Origin of the sequence: Psychrobacillus sp. FSL H8-0487 (genome assembly GCF_038008385.1) — a bacterium.
Taxonomy (GTDB): domain Bacteria; phylum Bacillota; class Bacilli; order Bacillales_A; family Planococcaceae; genus Psychrobacillus; species Psychrobacillus psychrotolerans.
Genome location: NZ_JBBOZA010000001.1, coordinates 3,481,645 through 3,503,828 on the forward strand (window position 1 = coordinate 3,481,645; position 22,184 = coordinate 3,503,828).

Below are 22,184 nucleotides of genomic sequence, written 5' to 3' on the forward strand. Positions count from 1 at the left end.
TTTTGGTAATCATATTTTTAGTGAGGAGTTTTGACTATAGATTCCTTGTATATCAACGAATCGCTCACTTGACTCTTGATTATGTAAATACTTTCCCTTCGTAAATATTAACAATAATTACCATATTTTTTAAGGCAGATACACACAATATTCAAACTCCAAATCTATTGTCTTACTAAAAAAGCTATGCAATCGGAGAACTCTCCCACTGCATAGCTTTTACTATTTATCCTCAGGGAACAATACCTCTTTTAAAGCATCATCAGAAGAATTTTCCGTTAACTTTACTTTAGATCGATACGCTGCCCGGGTAAGCAAGTGCCCTGATACAGGAGCAGTTAAAAACACAAATAATATACCGAGTATTAGACGAACGCTTATTAAGTTCTCGCTAACCCAAAAGTATATAAAGGCACCAGTTAGAGATAATAGTACTGCTACAGTTGAGCTTTTAGTAGCTGCATGTGAGCGAGTATAGACATCTGGAAGACGTATAATACCGAAAGCACTAATTACACTCATGACACTTCCCAAAAAAATGATAATTACCGCAACGTACTCAATTATCTGACTTATGTTCAATGATAGCGCCCCTTTCAATATACTTAGAAATGGCAATTGTACTTATGAAAGCAAGTATACCAAGTATAAGAATGGCCTCTAAAAAAGCCTTAGTCTTCAAGACAATTGAAATAATAGCGATCATCGATATTAAATTTACACCAATCATATCCAATGCTACTGCTCTATCTGGCATAGAAGGACCTTTAATGATTCGAAAAAGAGCAATTGCAATAGAAACTGCAAATAGAGTTAATGAGATCAACAGTATTTTTTCTACCATTAGCGGGTCACCTCCATAATTGCTTTTTCAAATTTAGTAATCGATCGCAATACATCCGCTTTAGACTGCTCTATATCCATTGCATGTATATAAAACATATTTCCTTCTGGGTTAACTTCCATCACAACAGATCCTGGAGTTAAGGTTAACAACATTGCTAACGTGGTAATTTCCCAGTCCCCTTTAAGTTCTGTCTTATAAGTGAAAATCCCTGGCTTTAAATCCCAGCGAGGATTTAATATTTGCTTACTTATCAACAAGCTAGACTGAGCTAACTCGGATATAAATATGAAAACTAACTTAATAACCGAGAATAATCTCTTCAAATAAAACTGGGTCCCAAAAAAGCGATGCATTAAGAAGATGATGAAGATACCTACGATGAAACCACTAAAAAACGTCGTTAGTCTCAGTTCATCTTCGTCCTGTAACGTTGTCCACAAAAATGCAATGAATAGGTTTAGTAAAAATTGTGCAGGCATATTTCTCACCTCTCCCATTACTTATCCCCTCCCATTACTGCATCAATATATACAGATGGATTAGATAGAGTATGAGCTGCATCCGCTACATAACCGGATAGAAACTCTGCTCCTAAACCTAAAGAAATCGTCGCTATTCCCAACAAAACGATTGGGATAATCATTCCCATTTTCATTGGTTTTTCATCTTCTAGACTAATAATAGTTTCCCCAAATATTGTATTTAAGAAAATTCTAAGAAGTGAATATAACACAACAATACTCGAGAGAAATGCTAGCGTTAGAAGTACGTAAGATCCTGATTCAATAGCACCTTGTCCAACTAATATCTTACCCACAAACCCACTTAACGGTGGAATACCTGCCAATGAACAAGTGACAAGGAAGAACATCCATCCAAATAGAGGATAATTTCGTATGAGTCCACTCATTTCATCAATTTTAGACTTTCCAGTCAAATAAATCATTGTACCAGCTAGCAAAAATAACATTGCTTTTGCAATCATGTCATGAATTATATAGTAAATAGACCCTGCAATAGACGTTTCCGTTCCAACCGCCAGGCCAATTAGTATAAACCCAACAGCAATTACTACATTATAAGAAACGATTAAACGGACATCCTTAAAAGCAATGGCTCCGATACATCCCACAATTAGTGTAATTCCTGCCATTATCCCAATCAGTGTTTGGGATATTAATGGGTCATGGTAGAAGATGAGTGTGAATGTACGAAAGAGTGCATATATCCCCACCTTTGTCAGTAACGCTCCAAACAAAGCAGCAACTGCAGTCGGTGGCACAGAATAAGATCCAGGGAGCCAAAAGAATAATAATAATCCCGCTTTTAAACTAAAGACAATTAAAAACAAAATACTAATGGTAGTAAGTAGAGGTCCCTGCCCTGCCTCCGCCACCCTTTCTGATATATGAGCCATATTTAAAGTACCAACCGTACCATACAAATAGGCTAGAGCTACTAAGAAGAACCATGAAGCTAGAATATTTATCACTACATACTTAATCGATTCTCTTAGCTGAGGCTTGGTCCCACCTAAAGTAATTAATACATATGAAGCTAATAACATTACTTCGAAACAAACAAATAAGTTAAACAAATCGCCTGTTAAAAACGAACCATTAACTCCTGCAACTAAAAATAAGACAAATGGATAGAAGTACATTTTTTCATGTCTTTCTCCTATAGAAGAAAATGCGTGGATTAGACAGATTGCTGTAACTATACTCGCCGTCAGTACTAGTAACATCGCAAAGGAATCTGCGACAAATAGTATTCCAAAGGGAGGTTGCCATCCTGCAAAATCTAGTCGAATAATTCCATCTGTCTGAATTTTATTTAAAGTAAATATACTTACCACAGCAATACCAATCATCGTTATTAAACTAATTGCACGTTGTAATTTCACATATGGTCTTAAAAACACTAAAATAATTCCAACCATAATTGGAATGATCAACGGTAATACAATTAAATTATTCATTTTTTGCCCCTCTCAATTCATCGAGATCTTCCGTACCCACATCCTGATAGGTACGGTAGGCTAGTACAAGTATGAAAGCTGTTACTGCAAAGCTAATCACGATAGCAGTTAATATTAATGCTTGTGGTAAAGCATCTGCATATGGTGCATCTGCTTCCTTCAGTAAGGGAACGTTACCTTGCTTTAACCCTCCCATTGTTAATATGAGCAAATGGACGGCATGTGAAAACACAGCTGTCCCTAAAATTATCCGAATTATATTTCTGGAGAGGATTAGATATGTGGCAACCGCAACTAGAATCCCTATTAACATAATTATTAATGTTTCCATTCGTTATCCACCATCCTCACTTATGCTTAAAATAATCGTTACTAATACACCGACAACTGTTAAAGCTACACCTGCTTCAAATATGGTCACCGTTGTCAGTTCTGTTACACCGAAAATCGGTAAATCAAAATAGGCAAAGGTTTGGGACATAAATGGAACTCCAAATAATATAGACCCAAAGCCTGTGGCTGTTGCGAGTAATACACCAACTGCTGCAACATATTTAAAATCTAACGGAAGACTCTTCTGTACTGTTTCAATATCTGTAGACAAGTATAGGAGTACAATGGCACTTGCTAACACTAGTCCACCTATAAATCCGCCACCGGGTGTATTATGACCTGAAAGAAATAAATACACACCAAATGTCAAAATGATAAATACAACAATCCTACTAATTGTCCGGAGTATGACATCATTGATCTTCAATGTTTTCATCCTCCTTTTTTGCTCTAAGCTTTATCATGGAGTACACACCTAAACCTGCTATAAATAGGACTACCACCTCAAGCATTGTATCAAAGCCACGGAAATCTCCCAATATAGCATTTACAATATTGGCTCCTCCAGCTAGTTCATAAGCATTCTCAAAGTAACTTGAAATTGGATCGAATTGATTGAAATCTACAACTGACAATCCTACTAAAACAACTACTAAGCCCACTGCCACAGATATTATTCCATTGATCCCTTTTGTACGTTTGGAAAGCTTTTCCTTCTTCCAATCTGGCAAGTGAGAAAAAGCTAATAGGAATAAGGCAGTAGTTACAGATTCTACGACTAACTGAGTTAAAGCTAAATCTGGTGCTCGGAAAATAACAAAAAAGATAGCGATAGAGTATCCTAATACTCCATTCAATAAGGTCGCTGTCATACGTGATTTTGCAAATAGCATTGATACTGCAGCAACCGCCATAATAGCCACTAAGCATACTTCATACACTCTAAATCCTGCATTTGTTGAAATATCGAATGCAAACGCTCTTGAATAAAACAAGTAACCACCTACGGTCACTATAAAGAATACGAATATATATAGTAAATAATGTCGTAATAATCCGTTCATATATCGATTAGTAATGAGATTAGATTTGCTCACTGCAGAAGCCAAAAAGTTACTATAAAGTGCATTAAATGTAAATCGCGAAGAAAACAATCCATAGATTGGTTTCCACAATTTAAGAAATTTAAAGAGAATTGCACCTACTATAATAACTCCAATAGTCATGAGTAATTCAGGATTTACTCCATGCCAAGCCGATATTTTTGGAGTTAAATCTGCTGAATCTCCAAAAGTAGGATAAATACTACTCATCGCAGGTTGCAATATATATTGACCTAATAGATTTGGAAAAAGGAATATACCAATAACTAAAGCGGCAAGAATCATTGGAGATATTAACATTCCAATTGGAGCTTCGTGAATAGGTTTGTCCAGTTTCTCTGGCTGAGGTTTCCCAAGAAATGCTTTAAAAATAATTATCATACAATATACAAATGTAAACACACTAGCAATCCAAGCTACAACTGGGAATATAATTCCAAAAGATGACAGATCAAAGATATCCACATTCATAATATGAACAGTTGCCGCAAAGAACATTTCCTTACTTAGGAATCCATTAAATGGCGGTAAACCAGCCATCGACAAACTTCCTATTAATGCTACCGTAAATGTAAAAGGCATTAATGTCATTAATCCACCAAGTCTTCGAACATCCCTTGTTCCTAACTCGTGATCGAGAATTCCTACTACCATGAACAATGCACCCTTAAAGGTTGAGTGATTTATCAAGTGAAATAAAGCAGCAAATGTTGCTTGCGTGTACAGTACTGAATCCGCCGAATAGCCAAACTGCAATGCTATTGAACCTAAACCAAGCAAACTCATGATGAGTCCTAGCTGACTAATAGTAGAAAAAGCTAGTAATGCTTTCAGATCAGTTTGTTTCACTGCATTAAAAGAACCCCAAAATAGAGTAATCATCCCGACTATACTCACTACCCAAAACCAAACCTCATCAGCTCCAAAAACTGGTGTGAAACGAGCCACCAAATATATACCTGCCTTAACCATCGTAGCCGAGTGTAAGTAAGCACTAACGGGTGTTGGCGCCTCCATGGCATCCGGCAACCAAATATGGAAAGGAAATTGTGCTGATTTCGTAAAAGCTCCTAGCAATATTAAAATCATCGCAGGTATGAACAAAGAGTGGTCACTAAACTCACTTATACTTGAAATTATTTCTCGAATACTGAAAGAACCAGTCATTGTATGTAGCATGATAAATCCAACTAACATAGCAATTCCACCGCTTACTGTGATTAACATTGCTTTTTGTGCACCGTATCTCGATGCTTGTCGATGATTCCAAAAAGCGATTAACAGGAATGAGGAAACACTTGTTAATTCCCAAAAAACATATAACACCATTAAGTTATCAGAAAAGACAACTCCAAGCATGGCTCCCATAAATAATAATAAATAACAATAAAAGTGTTGTAAGGATTCTTTAGATGAAAGATAAAAAATGGAATATAAAATAACTAAACTTCCAACACCCGTAATTAAGAGAGCGAAAATCATACTTAATCCATCTAAATACGTCGTGAAGTTGAAATCTAATGTGGGAATCCATTCATATGTATGGACATAAGTTTTACCACTTGCTACCGAGGGAATTAGCCTAGCAAGTATGACGAATAAAACAAAAGGTACAATTAACACAAACCATCCAAGGTGAGCCTTTTTAAATCGCCTGTATGTAAAAGGCAGAAGTGCGGCCACGATAAATGGGATTAATATTACTAAATTTATAGAAAACAAATTTTAACCTCCTATTGGTTAAGCAAGAATTAGGATTGAGTGTGGGGGGAAATACTTTTTCTAACTATAAGCTTGACTATCCTAACAACTAGTAGCATAATAGGATTCCATATGAGACCCTTCAAAATACATTAGTATTTAGGATATTTAACTTGCTTGTAAAAATACTTGAAGCATATTATGTATAGAATTGAAGTAGTTATGTTACTATACATGCACTTAATAATTATACATGAATGTAACGTACAACGCACTTTTAGTGTTTTGAAGCATATAATCTAACCCGATAAAATTACTCGAAAAATATATATAGGAATACAAAAAAGAGGTGTGTACAACCGTGAAACGCGTAAAAGGTCGAATGGATGAGAGTATACTTGTCTGCGTATACTACGGACCAAATGGAGAACGACTAATTAGAAGAGGACATAAGATGGCAAGTATGTTAGATTGTCCACTCTATATTCTAACAGTTGATCCCCTTCCATATGATGCATTCAATGCTGAGAAATCTGGGTATATTGAACATTGGAAAGCTTTAGCTGAAGAGTTAGAAGTGGAAGAATTTATCATTCGTGACAACGAGAAACGTCCTTCACCAAAAGTTATTCAAGAAGTTGCTCATGGATTAAATATAACTCAAATTATAATAGGACAAACTGCACAAAGTAGATGGGAAGAAATAACAAAGGGATCATTCATGAATGTCTTATTAAAAGAAATTCCTTTTGTTGATTTCCATGTGGTTTCAGTGGCTCGCTACATTAAAGATGAAGAAGATGGCATCTTCGAAAAAGGAGTCCGTGCTTATTTGGTTACAGACGGAGAGTCTTACAAAGTTTCTTTCACTTGTGCGAAGAATATGTGCCAAGAAGGAATTTTCTTCAAAGAAATTGGAACTGATTTTGATAATGGCATTTTCAAATTTATGCATAATAACAAAATGCATCAAGTTCATATACAAGAAAATCTTGTTACTGACCCAACTCAAGTTCCAGACAGTTGCAGCTTAAAAGCAAGATAAAAAGGAAACTCTTAGAGTTTCCTTTTTATTGTTGTTAGAAAGCACTTTAACTGGACATCGTTATTTTTCGGTCCTTCGGTAACGCCAAAGCCACTAATCCTATTATGGGCAATGTAGATACGACAATCATCGTCGTATAAACGCCTATATAATCCATCAATATACCAATTACTACTGCTCCTATTGCCCCCATACCAAATGCCAGGCCTACAGTTAAACCAGCCATCGTACCTATTTTACTCGGCACTAGCTCCTGTGCGTAGACTACAGTAACAGAGAAGCTTAGCATGATGAAAAATCCAATCGCAATAAGTAATAATATAATTGCCCAAACAGGTACATAAGGCAGTAGTAGACATAATGGAATAGGGACGGCCATCGACAATATAATGACATTGCGTCTACCCATCCGATCTGCCATTGGTCCACCAAATAATGTCCCAACAGCTCCTAATGCAAGGAAAACAAAGATAATTAACTGCCCTTCTTTAATGGTCATGCCATAGTTCTTCATCAAATGGAAAATATAAAAGTTGGTCATATTGGTCACATAAAAAGATCGCGCAAAAATTATTACCATAAGAAGCGCCAAAGCCACACCAATTTGTTTTTTAGTTAGTGCAGGGAGTGAAGAAAGAAGCGTTCTCTTTCGGTTGGAAAGTTTCTCTTCCTCCAACTGTTTTTTATACCAAGCAGAAATCTTCGACAAAAGAAATATCCCGACTGCCGCAACTACCAAAAAAAGTGCTGCTCCTTTTTGACCTAAAGGTACTAATATAAAAGCGCTAATAAGTGGCGCAAGAGCTTGTCCAGAATTCCCCCCCACTTGATAAATTGATTGTGAGAGACCTCGCTTTGAACCCGCTGCCATAAAGGACACCCGCGAACCTTCTGGGTGAAATACTGCTGAACCCAACCCCAAAAATATGACCGATACGAGAATCATCCAATATTGTGGCGCTAGTGCTAATCCTGCCATTCCAACAAAGGAGCTCATCATTCCAAGTGGCAATGCATAAGGCATCGGTTTTTTATCACTTATGTACCCTACAACCGGTTGGAGGAGTGAGGCAACAATATTTAATGCGAATGAAATGAGCCCTAATTGGGTAAATGTAAGCCCTAATTCTAATTCCAATACAGGAAACATCGCAGGAATTACTGCCTGCAACGTATCATTAAATAGATGACACACACCTATTGCGAACATTATAGGATAAACTGGATTGCCCATTTTATGTTTCTCTTTAGACATACACTCACATTCTTTCTTCATATTAACGAATAAAGTTATTATAGCGTAAAGTTGACAAATTAATTAATAATGAGTGGAATAACGACTTAATTCATGGAAACACTAAGTTCTAAGTTGAACATGAAATGAGGTTAAAGAGAAAATATGGATACCTTTTTCGAGATGAACTTTTGGGAAATGATTTTGAGATCCACTCTTTCCTTTATTGCTTTGCTGATATTAGCAAGAATATTAGGAAAGAAACAACTGAGTCAACTCACATTTTTCCACTATATCACCGGTATAACAGTTGGTTCTATTGCCGCAGAGATTGCCTCTCAACATGAAACACCTTTTCTTGATGGGTTGATTTCACTTATTTGGTGGACATTACTTACTTGGTTAATGAGTTATGTATCATTGAAAATCCCTAAAATTCGAACAATGATTGATGATGAACCTACCATTATCATAAAAGATGGTGAAATTAGTGTGAAATCTTTAAACTCAGCACGTTTACATACGGACGATTTACTAATGCTGCTAAGAGAGCAATCTATTTTTTCTATCCAAGATGTACATTATGCTGTCCTCGAAACAAACGGTCAACTTAGCGTCATGAAAAAGGTTGGTCAGCAGGGAGCAACCAAGCAGGATGTAAAAGTACCTCTTACTCTTCCTTTATTCATACCCTCTGAAATTATAGCGGACGGCAAAATTGTACAAAAGAATCTACAAGAATTAGATTTAACCGAAGAGTGGGTTATGAAGAAACTGAAAAAGCATGGGGTTGACTCGGTAAGTGACGTGTTTTATGCACAGATACAAACAAATGGCTCGTTGTATATTAGCTTAAAAGATAATGGCATATAAAATAATCTTCATACGTCATTAGTAAATGTTTTAAAAGAAACGACAACAAGTGACATAATCACTTGTTGTCGTTTCTCTTTATTACGCTTGATTTAAATAACTTAGAATGGCACTACTCAACTTTTCTGGTGCCTCATACATACTCATATGACCTGCACCCTTTATAACTACATGTTTGAAGTTTTCGCCACTTGCTGTAAATGTCTTGTCTGCAGGAATAAGTTGATCACTTTCACCAGCTATTAATAGTACGGGTAACTTAGTATTCGCCAAAACTTCAGTACGATCCTTCCTTACTTTCATCGCGTTAAGTGCGTCTTTTGCCCCTTCTGGACTAGTTTCGTAGCCAATCTTCTTCACCTTTGTAAGAGACTGTCTATGAGTTTCTACATTTTCTGGGGCAAACAGCTTCGGAACCAGACCATCTATGAAAGGATCGATACCATCTTTGTCTATTTTACCTGCTGAAGCAGTTCTCCCTTTCTTCGCTTCTTCCGAATCCGGAAAACCTGTGGAATGAATCAATGAAAAGCCGTTTAAATATTGACTATAGCTTTCTGCGAATGCCAGTGTAATATAACCTCCGAGTGAATGGCCAAGCATCGTCACCTTCTCTATTTTCAGTTCTTCTAAGAAACTCTTTATAACGGATGCATATTGGTCAATATCTAGCACACCATCATGATTCTTCGATTCTCCATGACCAGGAAGGTCAATAGCAATTACTCTATAATCAGCAGAAAGTTCGTGGATTACTTCATTCCAATATTCAGCGCTTCCACAAAACCCATGGATAAATAGTAATACTTCTCCTTGACCTTCTTCTATATAAGCAATGTTCGAATTAGTAGTCTTCATAAAGTCATCTCCCTAGTATCTCATTAATCGATTGGTTCAACTCTTGAATGTTTACCCCATCTAGTTGTGTATTACTCAAATTATATTTCTTTTTTATAGAAAGAATTCTGTTCACACTTTCATCAATTCTTTGTTCGGAAATTTCTCCTGTTTTTACCGCTTGGAGAATTGCATCTTTCGCTTTAATAACATTTGCATAGTCATGGGCTACTAACACAATGTCATTTCCAGCTTTAACTGCGGATACTGCTGCTTCTCCTATCTCAAATGTATTTACGATTGCTTTCATCGTCATATCATCTGTGATAATAATCCCCTCGTAACCTAATTGTTTCCTCAAAATACCCTTAATAATCTTCTCAGATAAAGATGCCGGATATGTAGGGTCAATTTTAGGTAGCAAAATATGACCTGTCATTACAACTTCTGTCCCTTGATTTATAGCTTTTTTAAAAGGTATTAACTCTAAGCCCTGTAAATCCTTTAAACTCTTTTGAACGATTGGAAGCTCTTTGTGAGAATCTACTGCAGTATCCCCATGTCCTGGGAAATGCTTTATAACAGGAATAACTTGCTCACTCTGAATACCTTCCATCGTTTGTATACCTAGTTCACTTACCTTCTGAGCATCTTTGCCAAAGGAACGGTCTCCAATTATAGGATTTTCTGGATTGCTATTTATATCAAGAACAGGTGCAAAATCTAAGTTAAAGCCAAATGCACTTAATTGTTTCCCTAAAAGCTTTCCGATGCCATAAGAAAATGATGCGTCATTTCGAAATCCAATTTCTTCGTTTGTTGGTAGTTTAGTTAACTCTGGCAGCCTCGATATTCTCCCACCTTCTTCATCAATCCCTAAAAATAATGGCACTTTATTATTAGAGTTTTCTTGTTTGATGGCGTTTAGTAAAGTAACTGATTGATTGGCTTTCTTTAAATTGTCCTTGAACAAAATAATACCGCCGACTTGATGTGTAGATATAATTTTCTCTGTTTCATTGGTCATGACTTTCCCTTTTATACCTGCAAATATCATTTGACCCACTTTTTCTTCTAGACTTAAATCGGATAAAGAGACTTCTTTATCTTCTTTCACTTCCGTGAATACGGAAATGTGATGAACAGTTGGATTAGGATTTTCTTTCGATGGCTTCGGCAATATCCATTTCATTTGAAAGTCTTCAGTGACGTTATATATAAGTATCGTTTGATCTACTTGATCGTCTTTATAGCTTCTAATATCGTCAGGCTCACCTTTAATAGCTATAATATCTTCCAGATGTATTTGTTGTATCTCGGTGGAACTAGAGCGTATATCAAACACAATCTCGGATTGATGACCAACCGTTACATTGTTTAACAAAAATTCTTCATAAATAGCACTACCATTCTCACTTTTCCGCTCTGGGGCTCCCCAGAGTTCACGCACTTTTTGAATGTTGGTTTCTCCTATGATAAAAGGCGTATTAATCGTTTGCCCTTTCTCCGCTAGTTCGAACAATAGGGATACAATGGACACCGTATCCGAAGACACCTCCAATGACACGTCCTCTTGAATTTTGTTCTCCTCCTTAGATTCTTTAAGCATTACAAATACGGCAATTACCAAAAAGAACAGAAGAAGTATTAACACTTTCTTCGTCATCATAAAAACCTCCAAACAAATGATGATGTAATCTCTACTTCCATAAGCCTAACCAATATATCGTTAATTTAACTGCATTATGTTTGATATATTTGTATTTCTCCAATATAGTACTAGATAAATACTAAAACTAGAAAAGAGGAATAGTTATGTCCATTAAAGATGCTATGATATGTGATATAGAAACGGGTATTTGCGGACCAGCAGAAACAGAGGAAGGTAATTCTGTTATAGGGCTAGTCGACTTAACTAACCTTTCTGCAAATAAGAATCCTGACCCAATTGAACAATTAGAAAAAGACAAATAAATAACCTAAAACGCCCTTCAGTAGTAAGTACTTAAGGGCGTTTCCTATTATCGTACTTCCTTCACCTCTAAATGCTTCATACAATTGTATAAATGACAAACATTTTCGTCATCCTTGAGTTCTACAATTGTAATGGCAGTGTTACCGATATCCCGAGAAAATTCACCATCTGGAACTAAAGCGTATAATAATCTACTGATAAAGCCTCCATGACTAACTACAAGTACTCTTTGACCTAAATGTTTTTTCTTTATTTCTTCTATAAAGGACATTCCACGAGATATAATTACATCTTCCGCTTCAAACCCCAGTTCTAAATCCCTCCAGGCCGGTCCCCACTTTGCAATCCGTTCCTCTTCAGTCGTACCTTCTATAATACCTCCGCCAATTTCCCCTAAGCGTTTATCTTCGTAAAAGTCGACTCTTAGATATTTCTGCGCAATAATTTCAGCTGTTTTTTTCGCACGGATGAGCGGACTTGTATATATAACGTCCCACTCCTCGTTCTGTATTCTTGTTGCTGCGCGCTCCGCCATATGAATTCCTTCCTCATCTAACGGTATATCCGTGTTGCCCTGCGCCCTACCTTCTTTGTTCCAAGCTGTAACTCCATGTCTTACAAACCCTATCGTTGTCATGAAATTTCCCCCTTACTTATTGTTTTATTATACTCAAAGTAAAATAGTTGAACAAATATCGCTTGACCTTCACGCAACGTCAAGGTTTAAGCTAAATGTATGAGGAGGTAATGAAGTGGAATACACAGTACAAACGCTTGGGCAGCTTGCTGGTATTAGTACTAGGACACTTCGGTATTATGATGAAATTGGTCTGCTTAAACCCGCACGCATCAATTCATCCGGCTACCGTATATACGGGGCTACTGAAGTAAATCGTCTGCAGCAAATTCTGTTTTATCGCGAACTTGATGTAAGTTTAGATACTATTAAAGCAATCCTAACTTCCCCTACATTCGATGGAACTACTGCACTTAAACAACATCGGGAGAAATTACTAGAAAAAAGAGCAAAATTAGACACACTTATCAACAATGTGGATAAATCGATTGAACATACGGAAAGGAAGGCAAACATGACAGATAAAGAAAAATTTGAAGGCTTTAAACAAAAGCTTATCGATGACAATGAGGAAAAATACGGTAAAGAAATACGAAAAAAATACGGAGAAAATGCTGTAAGCTCATCTAATGCAAAAGTAAAAAATATGACCGAAGAGCAGTATGCAGAAGTACAGAAGTTAGAGGAGCAACTGTTTACCAACTTAAAAGTTGCTATGAAAACCGGAGATCCTGCCGGGGAACTAGCTCAAAAGGCGGCAGATTATCATAAACAGTGGCTTTGCTTTTACTGGGATCAGTACTCTAAAGAAGCTCACGCTGGCCTAGCTGAAATGTATGTCGCAGATGAACGTTTTACAGCTTATTATGATAAAGTACATCCAGGTGCAACTAAATTTTTACGAGATGCAATTGTAATTTATATAAAGTAAAACTTCAAACAGTGGGGTTTATTCATCCCCACTGTTTGTTAGTTGAACCAATCGACTTGTATGGGTAGTTGTCTCGCACCTACGTTTTATTACTTTTCGACCAATATGGATATCCTCTGAATAACTTATCTATACCATAAACACCAACCAGTAACAAAAAGAAAGCTATGATATAATTGAACAAACTTTTCTCTATATCGAGGATATTTAATCAATATAGAAAAACAACAGCCCAGATAATTATTAATCCAATTTTAATACTATCCAACCTCCATTTAGTTTGGAAGTTCATCCATCGCGTTTTTTATTACTTTCTCTATTATGTGGATATCCTCTGGATAAGCTAAATCCAAGGTTTGAATTTCCTCCAGTGACTTCCAAGCAATATCATGAATAAACTCATCTGGATCCTGAATCGTAATTTCTCCACTTATAATCTCTACTAAAAAGTATTCTACAGAATAGGAAATCCCATGTTCACTTATAACACCATTTTTGTTATGTATTTTATCCAATGTTTTTACTACAAATCCCGTTTCCTCTACAAATTCCCTTATACAGCATTCTTCTATCGTTTCATCCTCTTCAAGCGTCCCAGACGGAACTGTCCATTTCTTCTCTTCTCCTGGAGCCGCTTGAAGTACCATCAACACTTCATTCTGTTCATTTACACAAATACCAGCCGCACCTTTCCAGCTAAACATTAGCATTCACTCCCTCTCTCTTATATCCAATCTTCCTCCGCTACATTAAGATCATAACGTGATTCCTTCAAATCCACACGTCCATTGGCAAGGAATTTGACCCCTTCTTCTTTTAACATGGCTTTTTGTGAGTATGCCGATTCTTCATCAGCTATCACAATCTCTCCTTTTGCATTAATAACACGATGCCAAGGAAGATTATAATTGGCGCTCATGGAGTGTAAAACGCGAACTACCTGTCTTGCTCCTCTAGGACTTCCTGCAACTTTTGCAATCTGGCCATACGTCATTACCTTTCCTTGCGGGATAGACTTTATAATTTGAATTGCTTTTTCAGTAAAAGGATTCATCATGCAACTCCTTTCATTTCAACTTATTATAACTGACAATTTATAAAATTATAACTATATTTAGTCTAGTACCTTGCATAAGATAATACCGTATGTTATATTCTATCCAAGGTACTGTACATTAACTAGTAGTGTCAGGGGGAAAGAAAAGATGAATATTCAATTTAAAAAAGGAGTATTAAATTTATGTGTGCTTGTTTTATTGGATAAGCAAGATCGGTATGGATATGAGCTAGTTCAAAAAATATCCGATCAAATCTCAATATCGGAAGGATCTGTCTACCCATTATTAAGACGATTGACGAAGGAAGGCTATTTTACAACGTATTTACAAGAGTCCACAGAAGGACCCCCTCGTAAATATTACAAGCTAACTGACTTAGGTCGCTCCTACCTACATGAACAAATAATAGAATGGCAAAGTTTTACTAACGGTGTAAATAATCTAATTGAAGAGGGTGTAAAAAATGACTGAGCAACAATTTTTATATGAATTAGAACTTGCATTAACAAGCTTACCCGCTGAGGAAAGAAACGATATTCTTTCTGATATTAAAGAGTATTTCTCGAATGGAAGAGAAGATGGAAAATCTGATAGGGAAATCGCAGCTTCTTTAGGATCTCCAAAAGAAATTGCAGAGGAGCTTTCCGAAAACCAAATTCAAATTCCAGATAAAATTACACCGAGCAATAAAATCATTAAAGTACCTCATGCAAATTTCTCGAATGTAATGATGGATATCGACTTCGGTTCATTACACGTGACCTCTTCAGATACCGAGGAAGCAACTATCGAGTTAGTGGGAGAAAACGACAAATTACAATTGACAGCTGAAGTAGTAAACGACACATTATCGATTCGGTTAAAAACTAAAAAGTATAAATTTTTTAGTTTCATATTCTTAATAAAAGAACTAAGAGTAAACGTTGCTCTACCTAAAAAACTGTATACGACTGTAATCATGAAAACCGATAATGGCCGTATTCGTGCAGAAAAAATACTCGGGAAGAATATTAAGATAACATCAGATAACGGCAGTATTGGACTGAAAGAATTTGCTGCAACTATTCTAGTAGCAGAAACGGACAATGGACGGATTGAAATGGAGAAAATTCAAGCTGATAAACTTACCGCTGAAACGGATAACGGCAGAATAGAACTTCAAAATATTGATGCGGAGCAAGTTCACACGGAGACCGATAACGGTAGAATTATGATGCAATATGTTAACGGCAGTATTACAGGAAAAACAGATAATGGCAGAATCGAGCTATTAACTACTAGCTTGGATCGAATGATTGATTTGGAAACGGATAACGGAAGTATATTAGTAGAAACAGAAACAGATCCTACAAATGTATCGATTCATACAAAAGTGGATTATGGCAAAATAAGTGTGTTCGGCGAAAAAAATTCTCGCACTGTATTTGGTGCAGGTGCAAACAAAGTACGCCTTTCTTCAGATAACGGAAAAATTATAGTTGAGAAGAAGAAAGTACCTGTGTTTGAATGAACAAAAAGGAGGAGATTCGTGACTAACGTCATGGATTCTCCTCCTTTTATATATTGGAAGTATTAAACGATTCTAACGAACAAGATCAATTCCCCAACTAAACTGTTCAACATTCCAGCTAAAGACAATTTTTTAATGAAAAAAACCCTTCAAGACAACGAATGTCTTGAAGGACTTTGAAATAAAACTTTTCTATTTGTCCAGACTTCAACGCCTAGCCCCTCGAGTCGCTTCACACTTGCGGGGCTTGCAAAGGCTCTTGTGCTTTTCTTGTTAGTTTTCTTCTACTTCTTTACGGTTTTTCTTGAATAATTTCGATAAAATCTCATAAACGATTGGTACAACAATTAATGTTAATAACGTTGAACTTGTTAAACCACCGATTACCGTAATACCAAGACCTTTCGAGATTAATCCACCGCCACCTGAACCTATTGCTAACGGTATTAATGCACCAATCGTTGCGATTGCTGTCATTAAAATTGGACGAAGACGAGTTGCCCCAGCTTCCAGAATTGCATCACGCATACTCATACCATCACGTTCCATATGAATGATTCGGTCCACTAATACAATTGCATTTGTTACTACGATTCCTATTAACATGAGCATACCCATCATTACCGATACAGAAATAGTTTCTCCTGCGATCAATAACCCAACGAATGATCCGATAACTGCAAACGGTAAAGAGAATAGGATAGCAAAAGGTGCTACACCCTCACGGAATGTTACAACTAAGATAAAGTAAACAATTGCGATAGCCGCAAGCATTGCAATTCCAAGTTGTGTAAACGTTTCTTCCATGTCAGCTGCTACACCAGCAACACCAACTTCAACACCCTTAGGTAAGTCTAATTTATCAATTGCTTTATCTACTTCAGATGTTGCGACTGAGATATCATCTCCAAGGATTGTTCCTGCTACAGTTGCATAATACTCCCCTTTACTACGTGCAAGCGTATTAAGCGTTGTTCCTTCTTCTACTGTTACAAGCTCAGAAAGAGGCATTGTTGTTCCCAATGCTGTAGGAATTTCTGTAGCTAAAATATCATCTACAGACTTTGGTTGTTCTGCTTTTTCTTGTTGAACTACTACATCTAATGTATTGCCTTCTTTTTCAATAGTCGTCAATACATCTTTTGTATTTGTTGGACTTAACATCATGACAATTTGGCCTGTCGTTAAGCCATATTGTAGTAATTCATCCTGCTCTACTTTGAATGTATATTCGACATAAGCATCTTCAGTACTAGAAGAAACGTCTTCTAAACCGTCATTTTTACTCATTACATCTTCTACCATTTTTACAGCTTCATCTAATTTGTTTAAATCTTCACTGTAGAATGTGTAGCTAACTTCATTTGAAGACATTGACATAGCGGAGAAGTTTTGGCTCTTCCACTCGCCTGATTGCTCAAGATTAAATACGTATTCTTCAATTTCTTCACGAGCTCCTGGGAAATCTTCCATTTCTGGATCGAAGATAAGGTACATTAATGCACCACCTGCTCCGCCACCCATCATCGCAGCCGCTGGATCTATACTATCGCTATCTGTTACAGACAGTTGAAGAATATCGATATCTTTACGCTTTAATAACTCTTCTTCTACTGCAGCAACGTTTGCTAATGTATCATCTTTTAATTCACCAGCTTCTGGTGTATATGTTAAATACATAACCTTTTCTTCTTCACTTCCTAAGAAGCTAAAACCGATTAATGGAGTTAATGCTATACTTCCAGCCAGTAAAACAATAGAAACAATAGAAGTAATTACTTTATGGTTTAGCGTCCATTCCAATATACGCTTATACCCATTTGCTAGCTTACCAGCCTCTTTATGATTACTTTCTTTCTTCTCACCATATAATTTCTTCTTAAATAAGAAGTGAGACAATGCTGGAACGATTGTAATTGCCACAAGTAAAGATGCCAAAAGTGCAAACGACATCGTTAATGCGAAAGGTAAGAACAATTCTCCGACCATGCCACCAACAAATAGTAACGGTGCGAATACTGCAATCGTAACTAAGGTAGAAGATAGTATTGGTTTGAACATTTCAATAGTCGCTTCACGTACAAGTGCACGACCAGATAACTTCTCATCTTTTAAGTGAATACGACGATAAATATTTTCCACTACTACAATGGAGTCATCTATTACCCGTCCTATCGCAACTGTAATAGCTCCGAGGGTCATAATATTTAACGTAATATCCATCCAGTTCAATAATAGTAATGCCATGAATATAGACACTGGTATAGATATGATTGAAATTACCGTAGATTTAAAATCACGTAAAAACAGTAATATGATTAATACAGCAATCAATCCACCAAATAGAGCTTTTTCAATCATTGTAAAGACTGACTCTTCAATTGGCTCACCTTGGTCTAACGATATATCAATAACAAGACCATCAATATTTTTTTGTTCTTCTTTAATCAGTTCTTTCACGCTATTAACAACATCAACTGTATTTGCTTCCTGCCCTTTAACAATCTGAACAGAAATTGCATCTTCTCCGTTTGTACGGGATACAGATTGAACTCTTCCTACTTCTTCAATAGTAGCAATATCATTAAGTTTCACAAATGGAGATGGGTTTGTTGCTGATGGTGTTACTGGGATCAGCATTTCTTTTAACTCATCCGAAGTCATGAATTTACCATCTACTGAAATAGCTTCTTCGCCTTCTTCAAATTCATAAAGGCCTAGTGAAACAGCTAAATCACTTGCTTGAATCATTTGCTTGACGTCGTCTGTTTTTAAACCCAACTCAGTCATTTTTGCTTCATTATACGTAAGCTCAACTTCCTCGATATGCTGACCTGCAATAGTTGCAGAGGCTACTCCATCGATTTTCTCGATTTTAGGAACTAAAAGCTCTGAAACTGTAGATGCTAACTCTACAATGTCCTCTGATTTACTACTAACGCTTAACGCCACAACAGGCATCATATTCAAGCTAATAGCAGTGACGATTGGCTCCTGTGCACCTTCTGGTAATTTAACAGCTTCCAATGCAGATTTTAAAGCTCGATTTGCTTCGTCCATATCTTCGCCATACTCGTACTCTACTTGAATACTAGCCATATTAGAATTCGAATTTGAATATACGGATTTTACTCCTGCTAGGTTTTCTACTGCTTTTTCTAAAGGCATGGATACGTCTTCCATAACCTGCTCAGGTGTTGCACCTGGATAGACATCCATAACCATTAAATATGGAATGGAAATATCCGGAATTGTTTCCATGTTCATACGTGTTCCAGAATAAATACCCGATACAGTAATAATAATTGTAAGTAACCATACCGCTAATTTATTTTGAAGAACAAAATTGACTAAACCTTTCACACTTACACCTACCCCTAATTGACTTTAATTTCTCAATTACTTATAATAATGACTAATTAGTCAGTTGTCAACAATATGAACTAGGAGCGATTGTTTTAAATGGGTAAAAAACAGTTAATTATGGAAAGAGCATTAGAGCTTTTTGCAGAACAAGGATTCGAACCAACCTCTGTTCAACAAATTACAGAACGTTGCGGTATTTCTAAAGGAGCATTTTATTTGTCTTTTAAATCTAAAGACGAATTGATAGTAGCATTAATCGATCAATTTATGAGTCAAATGATTTCAAATACTGACTACCAGGTCACTAACATGCAAAATAATGAATTATCATTATATAATTTTTACTTTACAATGTTTCAAGCCTCCCAAAAACATTCAAATTTCGCTAAAATTTTAATGAAGGAGCAGTCACATTCTTTTAATAGCGAGCTTGTATTAAAGTTTCATGATTATGATAAGTTATTAGAGAAAACTATCCTAACCATGACAGAAAAGTTATTTGGAGAAAGAATCGAAAACACCAAATATGATTTAGTCTATTGTATTAAAGGTTTTATAAGTATCTATTCAGAGTTGATATTATTCAACAATGTTCCGGTAGATTTGGAACAACTTGCACAATCTTTAGTTGAAAAAACAAATTTACTTGCATCCCAGGTCACCATTCCATTTGTCACTAAAGAAATTTTTCAGCTCAGACGGTTGTCTAAAACAGAAATTACAAACGATCAATTGTTAGAAGTTCTAGAACAAAGTTTAAATGAAGCGGAAGAACCACTTGAACAAGAGTCTCTGAGTTTGTTAAAACAGCATTTATTGGAGCCCTCTCTTAGTCCCGCCCTAGTAGAAGGCCTGTTAAAAAATATTCAAGATTACCCTAATTGTAAATGGATTGCATTTTTGCTCCGTAATTATTTAAAGTTAAACTCTATTAAATAAGCATGCTTTATTGGAGATTATTACAAGGTTCGTACTGACATAAATCGGGTATTTTATACACAACACTTCAAATAATAAGAGAGTTGAGATAAAATGTTTGGTTTTTCAGATTTGCTTTCTTTAATAATTTCAGCTTTTATCATCTTGCCTATTGTTATATTTTTGCGAGAAACGGGTTATTTAATAGTAAGTGAGATTTTCGGTGTAAAGAACCCCAGATTGACTATTGGATCTGGACCTAGACTTTTCAAATTTTGGATAATTGATGTACGAAAACATTATCATCTATTTAGTTGGTTTTCATACGATGCTCTAAAAAGAGAAAGTAAACTAGCGTATATATGTATATACGCAGGTCCTATTCTGATGAATCTGTCGGTAGCTTTAGTCCTAAACGCGTTATTGGCAAACGGTCTGTTAGAAGAATATCGAACATTTTGGGATCGCTTTGTGTTTTATGCGTTTTATTATGTTTTGTTCGATATTATTCCTATGAGAACTATAAATGGGATGCCAAACAATGGAATGATCATATACGAAATGCTTCGTTATGGAAAACGAACAGATTACAACCATGAACCTTTTATATACAAGACAACCGATATTGAAGAAGAATACCAAGAAACTCAAGAAGAAATAAGGCAGAAGTATAAAGACGAAAAATGATAAGGAAATACGAAGAGCTAGACAAAAGGGTACTTACTTTACCCCAACTTTGTCTAGCTCTTTTTGTATGACAATAAAGATTAAATTATCTTTCTTCCCATTTGCGCTAACGCATAGTGTATACCGTGCTGTAATGTTTGGAAGCAATCGAAGTTAGATAATTGAACATTTGACTGAGTAATAATAATACTTAACTGCGGGGAGATACCCACTAGTATCGTCGTCACACCTATTAAAGTGGAAGCTGACCCGATTTTTTCGATAAAACTCGCTGTATGTTGACTGATATTTTCATTCAGTCCTGTTAAATCAAGTACTACATACTTTGCCTTGTGTGAAGGTAAATTAGTTAATGTTTTCTCTAGTAATGCTTCTGAACGGTCTTCATCATACTTACCAATCAAAGGTACCACAACTATTCCATCCAACACGGGGATAATAGGTGATGAGAGTTCCTGTACTAATTCAGTTAAGTCCCTTACTTTATCCTCCACTACTGCTTCTAAATGAAGAATCTCATCCATTTCTGTTTTTCGAGCAAGCTGACCAATATTATGATTTACTGTAATAGTAGATGGGAAGTACTTTACTTCTGTAAATTCATCACCTTGTATTTGATCTTTTACTACCTCATACCACATATTTTCATTTAGAAGTCCAGAGAATATGCCAGCATAATGAGCAGGCATGTATTTTCCTCCCACCGACTTTTCTTGCGCTTTATTTATTTTGTATTCCCAGCTATTTTTAAATTTTGCAGTGAAAGTCTTTTCTTCGATATTTAGATTTTCTACTTTAGCTAATCCCCAGCCAGCGGAAGAATATGTGTTTGTAATAAGACCAACTGCTTCTGTAACACTTACGTTTTTCATATTTTGAAAGTACTCACCCACCACTATCCCCTGGCGAAATCCTGTAGCTTCAAAAACTAAGTTTGATGCTTCATCCCCAGAAACCTCTTCAATTGTATCGAAGAAGGATTTCATCGCAGAGGAAACCCAGAAAAGAACAGCGTCCTGTTGTTCAAATAGAAACTCCCCTTTTTCCAGATCCCAGTTAAAACTAATTCCACCTATATCAATACCTGCCTGTTTGTCCATTTATAAGACCCCTTTATATTTTCGAAATTATGTATGTACCAGTAAACTTCCTACACAAAAAGAGATTCTACTATAAATTTAGTTTACTACTACAAGGCATAAAAGGAC

At 36.2% G+C, this 22,184-nt stretch carries 23 protein-coding genes; 8 read left to right on the forward strand and 15 right to left on the reverse strand.

Going from position 1 to position 22,184, the window contains the following annotated elements; translation table 11 throughout:
* Positions 1–222: 222 nt before the first annotated feature.
* The 7 genes from MHI47_RS17745 to MHI47_RS17775 are packed head-to-tail and all read right to left on the reverse strand — an operon-like array spanning position 223 to position 5,986.
* Complete coding sequence (locus tag MHI47_RS17745) at positions 223–582, reverse strand: Na+/H+ antiporter subunit G (RefSeq protein ID WP_093537469.1); 360 nt, start codon at positions 580–582, stop codon at positions 223–225.
* The gene (locus MHI47_RS17750; RefSeq protein ID WP_093537468.1) at positions 560–844 is read right to left on the reverse strand and encodes a Na(+)/H(+) antiporter subunit F1; all 285 of its coding nucleotides are present in this window, start codon (positions 842–844) and stop codon (positions 560–562) included. The genes MHI47_RS17745 and MHI47_RS17750 overlap by 23 nt, the downstream gene beginning before the upstream one ends.
* Positions 844–1,326: a Na+/H+ antiporter subunit E gene (locus MHI47_RS17755; RefSeq protein ID WP_093537595.1), complete on the reverse strand. Its 483-nt coding sequence runs from the start codon at positions 1,324–1,326 to the stop codon at positions 844–846. The genes MHI47_RS17750 and MHI47_RS17755 overlap by 1 nt, the downstream gene beginning before the upstream one ends.
* Before the next feature lie 17 nt (positions 1,327–1,343).
* On the reverse strand, positions 1,344–2,828 hold the full coding sequence (locus tag MHI47_RS17760; RefSeq protein WP_340831725.1) for a Na+/H+ antiporter subunit D: 1,485 nt from the start codon (positions 2,826–2,828) through the stop codon (positions 1,344–1,346).
* Entirely contained in the window at positions 2,821–3,159 is a 339-nt protein-coding gene (locus MHI47_RS17765) for a Na(+)/H(+) antiporter subunit C (RefSeq protein WP_093537466.1), read from the reverse strand. Before MHI47_RS17765 ends, MHI47_RS17760 begins: the two co-directional genes overlap by 8 nt.
* Before the next feature lie 3 nt (positions 3,160–3,162).
* Positions 3,163–3,588: a Na(+)/H(+) antiporter subunit B gene (locus MHI47_RS17770; protein WP_093537465.1), complete on the reverse strand. Its 426-nt coding sequence runs from the start codon at positions 3,586–3,588 to the stop codon at positions 3,163–3,165.
* Positions 3,575–5,986, reverse strand: coding sequence for a Na+/H+ antiporter subunit A (locus tag MHI47_RS17775; protein WP_340763817.1), 2,412 nt, complete (start codon positions 5,984–5,986; stop codon positions 3,575–3,577). The genes MHI47_RS17770 and MHI47_RS17775 overlap by 14 nt, the downstream gene beginning before the upstream one ends.
* A 340-nt stretch (positions 5,987–6,326) precedes the next feature.
* On the opposite strand from MHI47_RS17775, the gene MHI47_RS17780 reads away from it, so the two are divergent.
* A complete protein-coding gene (locus MHI47_RS17780) occupies positions 6,327–7,010 on the forward strand; it encodes a histidine kinase (protein ID WP_093537463.1) in 684 nt (227 codons plus the stop codon).
* 46 nt (positions 7,011–7,056) lie between these two features.
* On the opposite strand, the gene MHI47_RS17785 is transcribed toward MHI47_RS17780, so the two are convergent.
* Positions 7,057–8,265 carry an MFS transporter gene (locus MHI47_RS17785; protein WP_340831727.1) on the reverse strand — a complete coding sequence of 403 codons (1,209 nt, stop codon included), beginning with the start codon at positions 8,263–8,265 and terminating at the stop codon, positions 7,057–7,059.
* Positions 8,266–8,409: 144 nt separating this feature from the next.
* Here MHI47_RS17785 and MHI47_RS17790 point away from each other — a divergent pair, with 144 nt between their 5' ends.
* Positions 8,410–9,117 carry a DUF421 domain-containing protein gene (locus tag MHI47_RS17790; RefSeq protein WP_340763822.1) on the forward strand — a complete coding sequence of 236 codons (708 nt, stop codon included), beginning with the start codon at positions 8,410–8,412 and terminating at the stop codon, positions 9,115–9,117.
* Between the two features lie 81 nt (positions 9,118–9,198).
* Here the strand turns inward: MHI47_RS17790 and MHI47_RS17795 are convergent, their stop codons facing one another.
* Entirely contained in the window at positions 9,199–9,975 is a 777-nt protein-coding gene (locus MHI47_RS17795) for an alpha/beta fold hydrolase (protein ID WP_340831728.1), read from the reverse strand.
* A 4-nt stretch (positions 9,976–9,979) separates the two neighbouring features.
* The gene (gene nagZ, locus MHI47_RS17800) at positions 9,980–11,623 is read right to left on the reverse strand and encodes a beta-N-acetylhexosaminidase (RefSeq protein WP_340763825.1); all 1,644 of its coding nucleotides are present in this window, start codon (positions 11,621–11,623) and stop codon (positions 9,980–9,982) included.
* A 146-nt stretch (positions 11,624–11,769) separates the two neighbouring features.
* Between nagZ and MHI47_RS17805 the strand changes: the two genes are divergently transcribed.
* Complete coding sequence (locus tag MHI47_RS17805) at positions 11,770–11,928, forward strand: hypothetical protein (protein ID WP_175496279.1); 159 nt, start codon at positions 11,770–11,772, stop codon at positions 11,926–11,928.
* Between the two features lie 47 nt (positions 11,929–11,975).
* Here the strand turns inward: MHI47_RS17805 and MHI47_RS17810 are convergent, their stop codons facing one another.
* Positions 11,976–12,566, reverse strand: coding sequence for a histidine phosphatase family protein (locus tag MHI47_RS17810; RefSeq protein ID WP_340831731.1), 591 nt, complete (start codon positions 12,564–12,566; stop codon positions 11,976–11,978).
* 115 nt (positions 12,567–12,681) lie between these two features.
* Between MHI47_RS17810 and MHI47_RS17815 the strand changes: the two genes are divergently transcribed.
* The gene (locus MHI47_RS17815) at positions 12,682–13,437 is read left to right on the forward strand and encodes a MerR family transcriptional regulator (protein WP_340831732.1); all 756 of its coding nucleotides are present in this window, start codon (positions 12,682–12,684) and stop codon (positions 13,435–13,437) included.
* A 275-nt stretch (positions 13,438–13,712) separates the two neighbouring features.
* Here the strand turns inward: MHI47_RS17815 and MHI47_RS17820 are convergent, their stop codons facing one another.
* Both MHI47_RS17820 and MHI47_RS17825 read right to left on the reverse strand, forming a co-directional pair.
* A complete protein-coding gene (locus tag MHI47_RS17820) occupies positions 13,713–14,141 on the reverse strand; it encodes an NUDIX hydrolase (protein ID WP_093537594.1) in 429 nt (142 codons plus the stop codon).
* A 20-nt stretch (positions 14,142–14,161) separates the two neighbouring features.
* Positions 14,162–14,491 (reverse strand): MGMT family protein, encoded by a 330-nt coding sequence (locus tag MHI47_RS17825; RefSeq protein WP_093537456.1) that lies wholly within the window; start codon positions 14,489–14,491, stop codon positions 14,162–14,164.
* A 151-nt stretch (positions 14,492–14,642) separates the two neighbouring features.
* Between MHI47_RS17825 and MHI47_RS17830 the strand changes: the two genes are divergently transcribed.
* Together MHI47_RS17830 and MHI47_RS17835 are read left to right on the forward strand one after the other, a co-directional pair.
* Positions 14,643–14,966: a PadR family transcriptional regulator gene (locus MHI47_RS17830; RefSeq protein WP_093537455.1), complete on the forward strand. Its 324-nt coding sequence runs from the start codon at positions 14,643–14,645 to the stop codon at positions 14,964–14,966.
* Positions 14,959–16,005: a DUF4097 family beta strand repeat-containing protein gene (locus MHI47_RS17835; protein WP_340770674.1), complete on the forward strand. Its 1,047-nt coding sequence runs from the start codon at positions 14,959–14,961 to the stop codon at positions 16,003–16,005. The genes MHI47_RS17830 and MHI47_RS17835 overlap by 8 nt, the downstream gene beginning before the upstream one ends.
* 273 nt (positions 16,006–16,278) lie before the next feature.
* On the opposite strand, the gene MHI47_RS17840 is transcribed toward MHI47_RS17835, so the two are convergent.
* Positions 16,279–19,368, reverse strand: coding sequence for an efflux RND transporter permease subunit (locus MHI47_RS17840; RefSeq protein ID WP_340831734.1), 3,090 nt, complete (start codon positions 19,366–19,368; stop codon positions 16,279–16,281).
* 99 nt (positions 19,369–19,467) lie between these two features.
* Here MHI47_RS17840 and MHI47_RS17845 point away from each other — a divergent pair, with 99 nt between their 5' ends.
* Both MHI47_RS17845 and MHI47_RS17850 read left to right on the forward strand, forming a co-directional pair.
* Positions 19,468–20,310, forward strand: a complete 843-nt coding sequence (locus MHI47_RS17845) for a TetR/AcrR family transcriptional regulator (protein ID WP_093537452.1) — start codon at positions 19,468–19,470, stop codon at positions 20,308–20,310.
* Between the two features lie 93 nt (positions 20,311–20,403).
* The gene (locus tag MHI47_RS17850) at positions 20,404–20,976 is read left to right on the forward strand and encodes a hypothetical protein (RefSeq protein ID WP_093537451.1); all 573 of its coding nucleotides are present in this window, start codon (positions 20,404–20,406) and stop codon (positions 20,974–20,976) included.
* 80 nt (positions 20,977–21,056) lie between these two features.
* Here MHI47_RS17850 and MHI47_RS17855 read toward each other — a convergent pair whose 3' ends face one another.
* Positions 21,057–22,076, reverse strand: a complete 1,020-nt coding sequence (locus MHI47_RS17855; RefSeq protein ID WP_340831735.1) for an STAS domain-containing protein — start codon at positions 22,074–22,076, stop codon at positions 21,057–21,059.
* Positions 22,077–22,184: the final 108 nt, after the last annotated feature.

Excerpts from the sequence above, each read along its gene's own strand:
- nagZ (WP_340763825.1), bottom strand. The coding sequence starts at position 11,623 with ATGATGACGAAGAAAGTGTTAATACTTCTTCTGTTCTTTTTGGTAATT.
- MHI47_RS17790 (WP_340763822.1), top strand. The coding sequence starts at position 8,410 with ATGGATACCTTTTTCGAGATGAACTTTTGGGAAATGATTTTGAGATCC.
- MHI47_RS17855 (WP_340831735.1), bottom strand. The coding sequence starts at position 22,076 with ATGGACAAACAGGCAGGTATTGATATAGGTGGAATTAGTTTTAACTGG.
- MHI47_RS17785 (WP_340831727.1), bottom strand. The coding sequence starts at position 8,265 with ATGTCTAAAGAGAAACATAAAATGGGCAATCCAGTTTATCCTATAATG.
- MHI47_RS17795 (WP_340831728.1), bottom strand. The coding sequence starts at position 9,975 with ATGAAGACTACTAATTCGAACATTGCTTATATAGAAGAAGGTCAAGGA.
- MHI47_RS17760 (WP_340831725.1), bottom strand. The coding sequence starts at position 2,828 with ATGAATAATTTAATTGTATTACCGTTGATCATTCCAATTATGGTTGGA.
- MHI47_RS17755 (WP_093537595.1), bottom strand. The coding sequence starts at position 1,326 with ATGCCTGCACAATTTTTACTAAACCTATTCATTGCATTTTTGTGGACA.
- MHI47_RS17750 (WP_093537468.1), bottom strand. The coding sequence starts at position 844 with ATGGTAGAAAAAATACTGTTGATCTCATTAACTCTATTTGCAGTTTCT.
- MHI47_RS17825 (WP_093537456.1), bottom strand. The coding sequence starts at position 14,491 with ATGAATCCTTTTACTGAAAAAGCAATTCAAATTATAAAGTCTATCCCG.
- MHI47_RS17820 (WP_093537594.1), bottom strand. The coding sequence starts at position 14,141 with ATGTTTAGCTGGAAAGGTGCGGCTGGTATTTGTGTAAATGAACAGAAT.
- MHI47_RS17845 (WP_093537452.1), top strand. The coding sequence starts at position 19,468 with ATGGGTAAAAAACAGTTAATTATGGAAAGAGCATTAGAGCTTTTTGCA.
- MHI47_RS17850 (WP_093537451.1), top strand. The coding sequence starts at position 20,404 with ATGTTTGGTTTTTCAGATTTGCTTTCTTTAATAATTTCAGCTTTTATC.
- MHI47_RS17765 (WP_093537466.1), bottom strand. The coding sequence starts at position 3,159 with ATGGAAACATTAATAATTATGTTAATAGGGATTCTAGTTGCGGTTGCC.
- MHI47_RS17835 (WP_340770674.1), top strand. The coding sequence starts at position 14,959 with ATGACTGAGCAACAATTTTTATATGAATTAGAACTTGCATTAACAAGC.
- MHI47_RS17810 (WP_340831731.1), bottom strand. The coding sequence starts at position 12,566 with ATGACAACGATAGGGTTTGTAAGACATGGAGTTACAGCTTGGAACAAA.
- MHI47_RS17805 (WP_175496279.1), top strand. The coding sequence starts at position 11,770 with ATGTCCATTAAAGATGCTATGATATGTGATATAGAAACGGGTATTTGC.
- MHI47_RS17830 (WP_093537455.1), top strand. The coding sequence starts at position 14,643 with ATGAATATTCAATTTAAAAAAGGAGTATTAAATTTATGTGTGCTTGTT.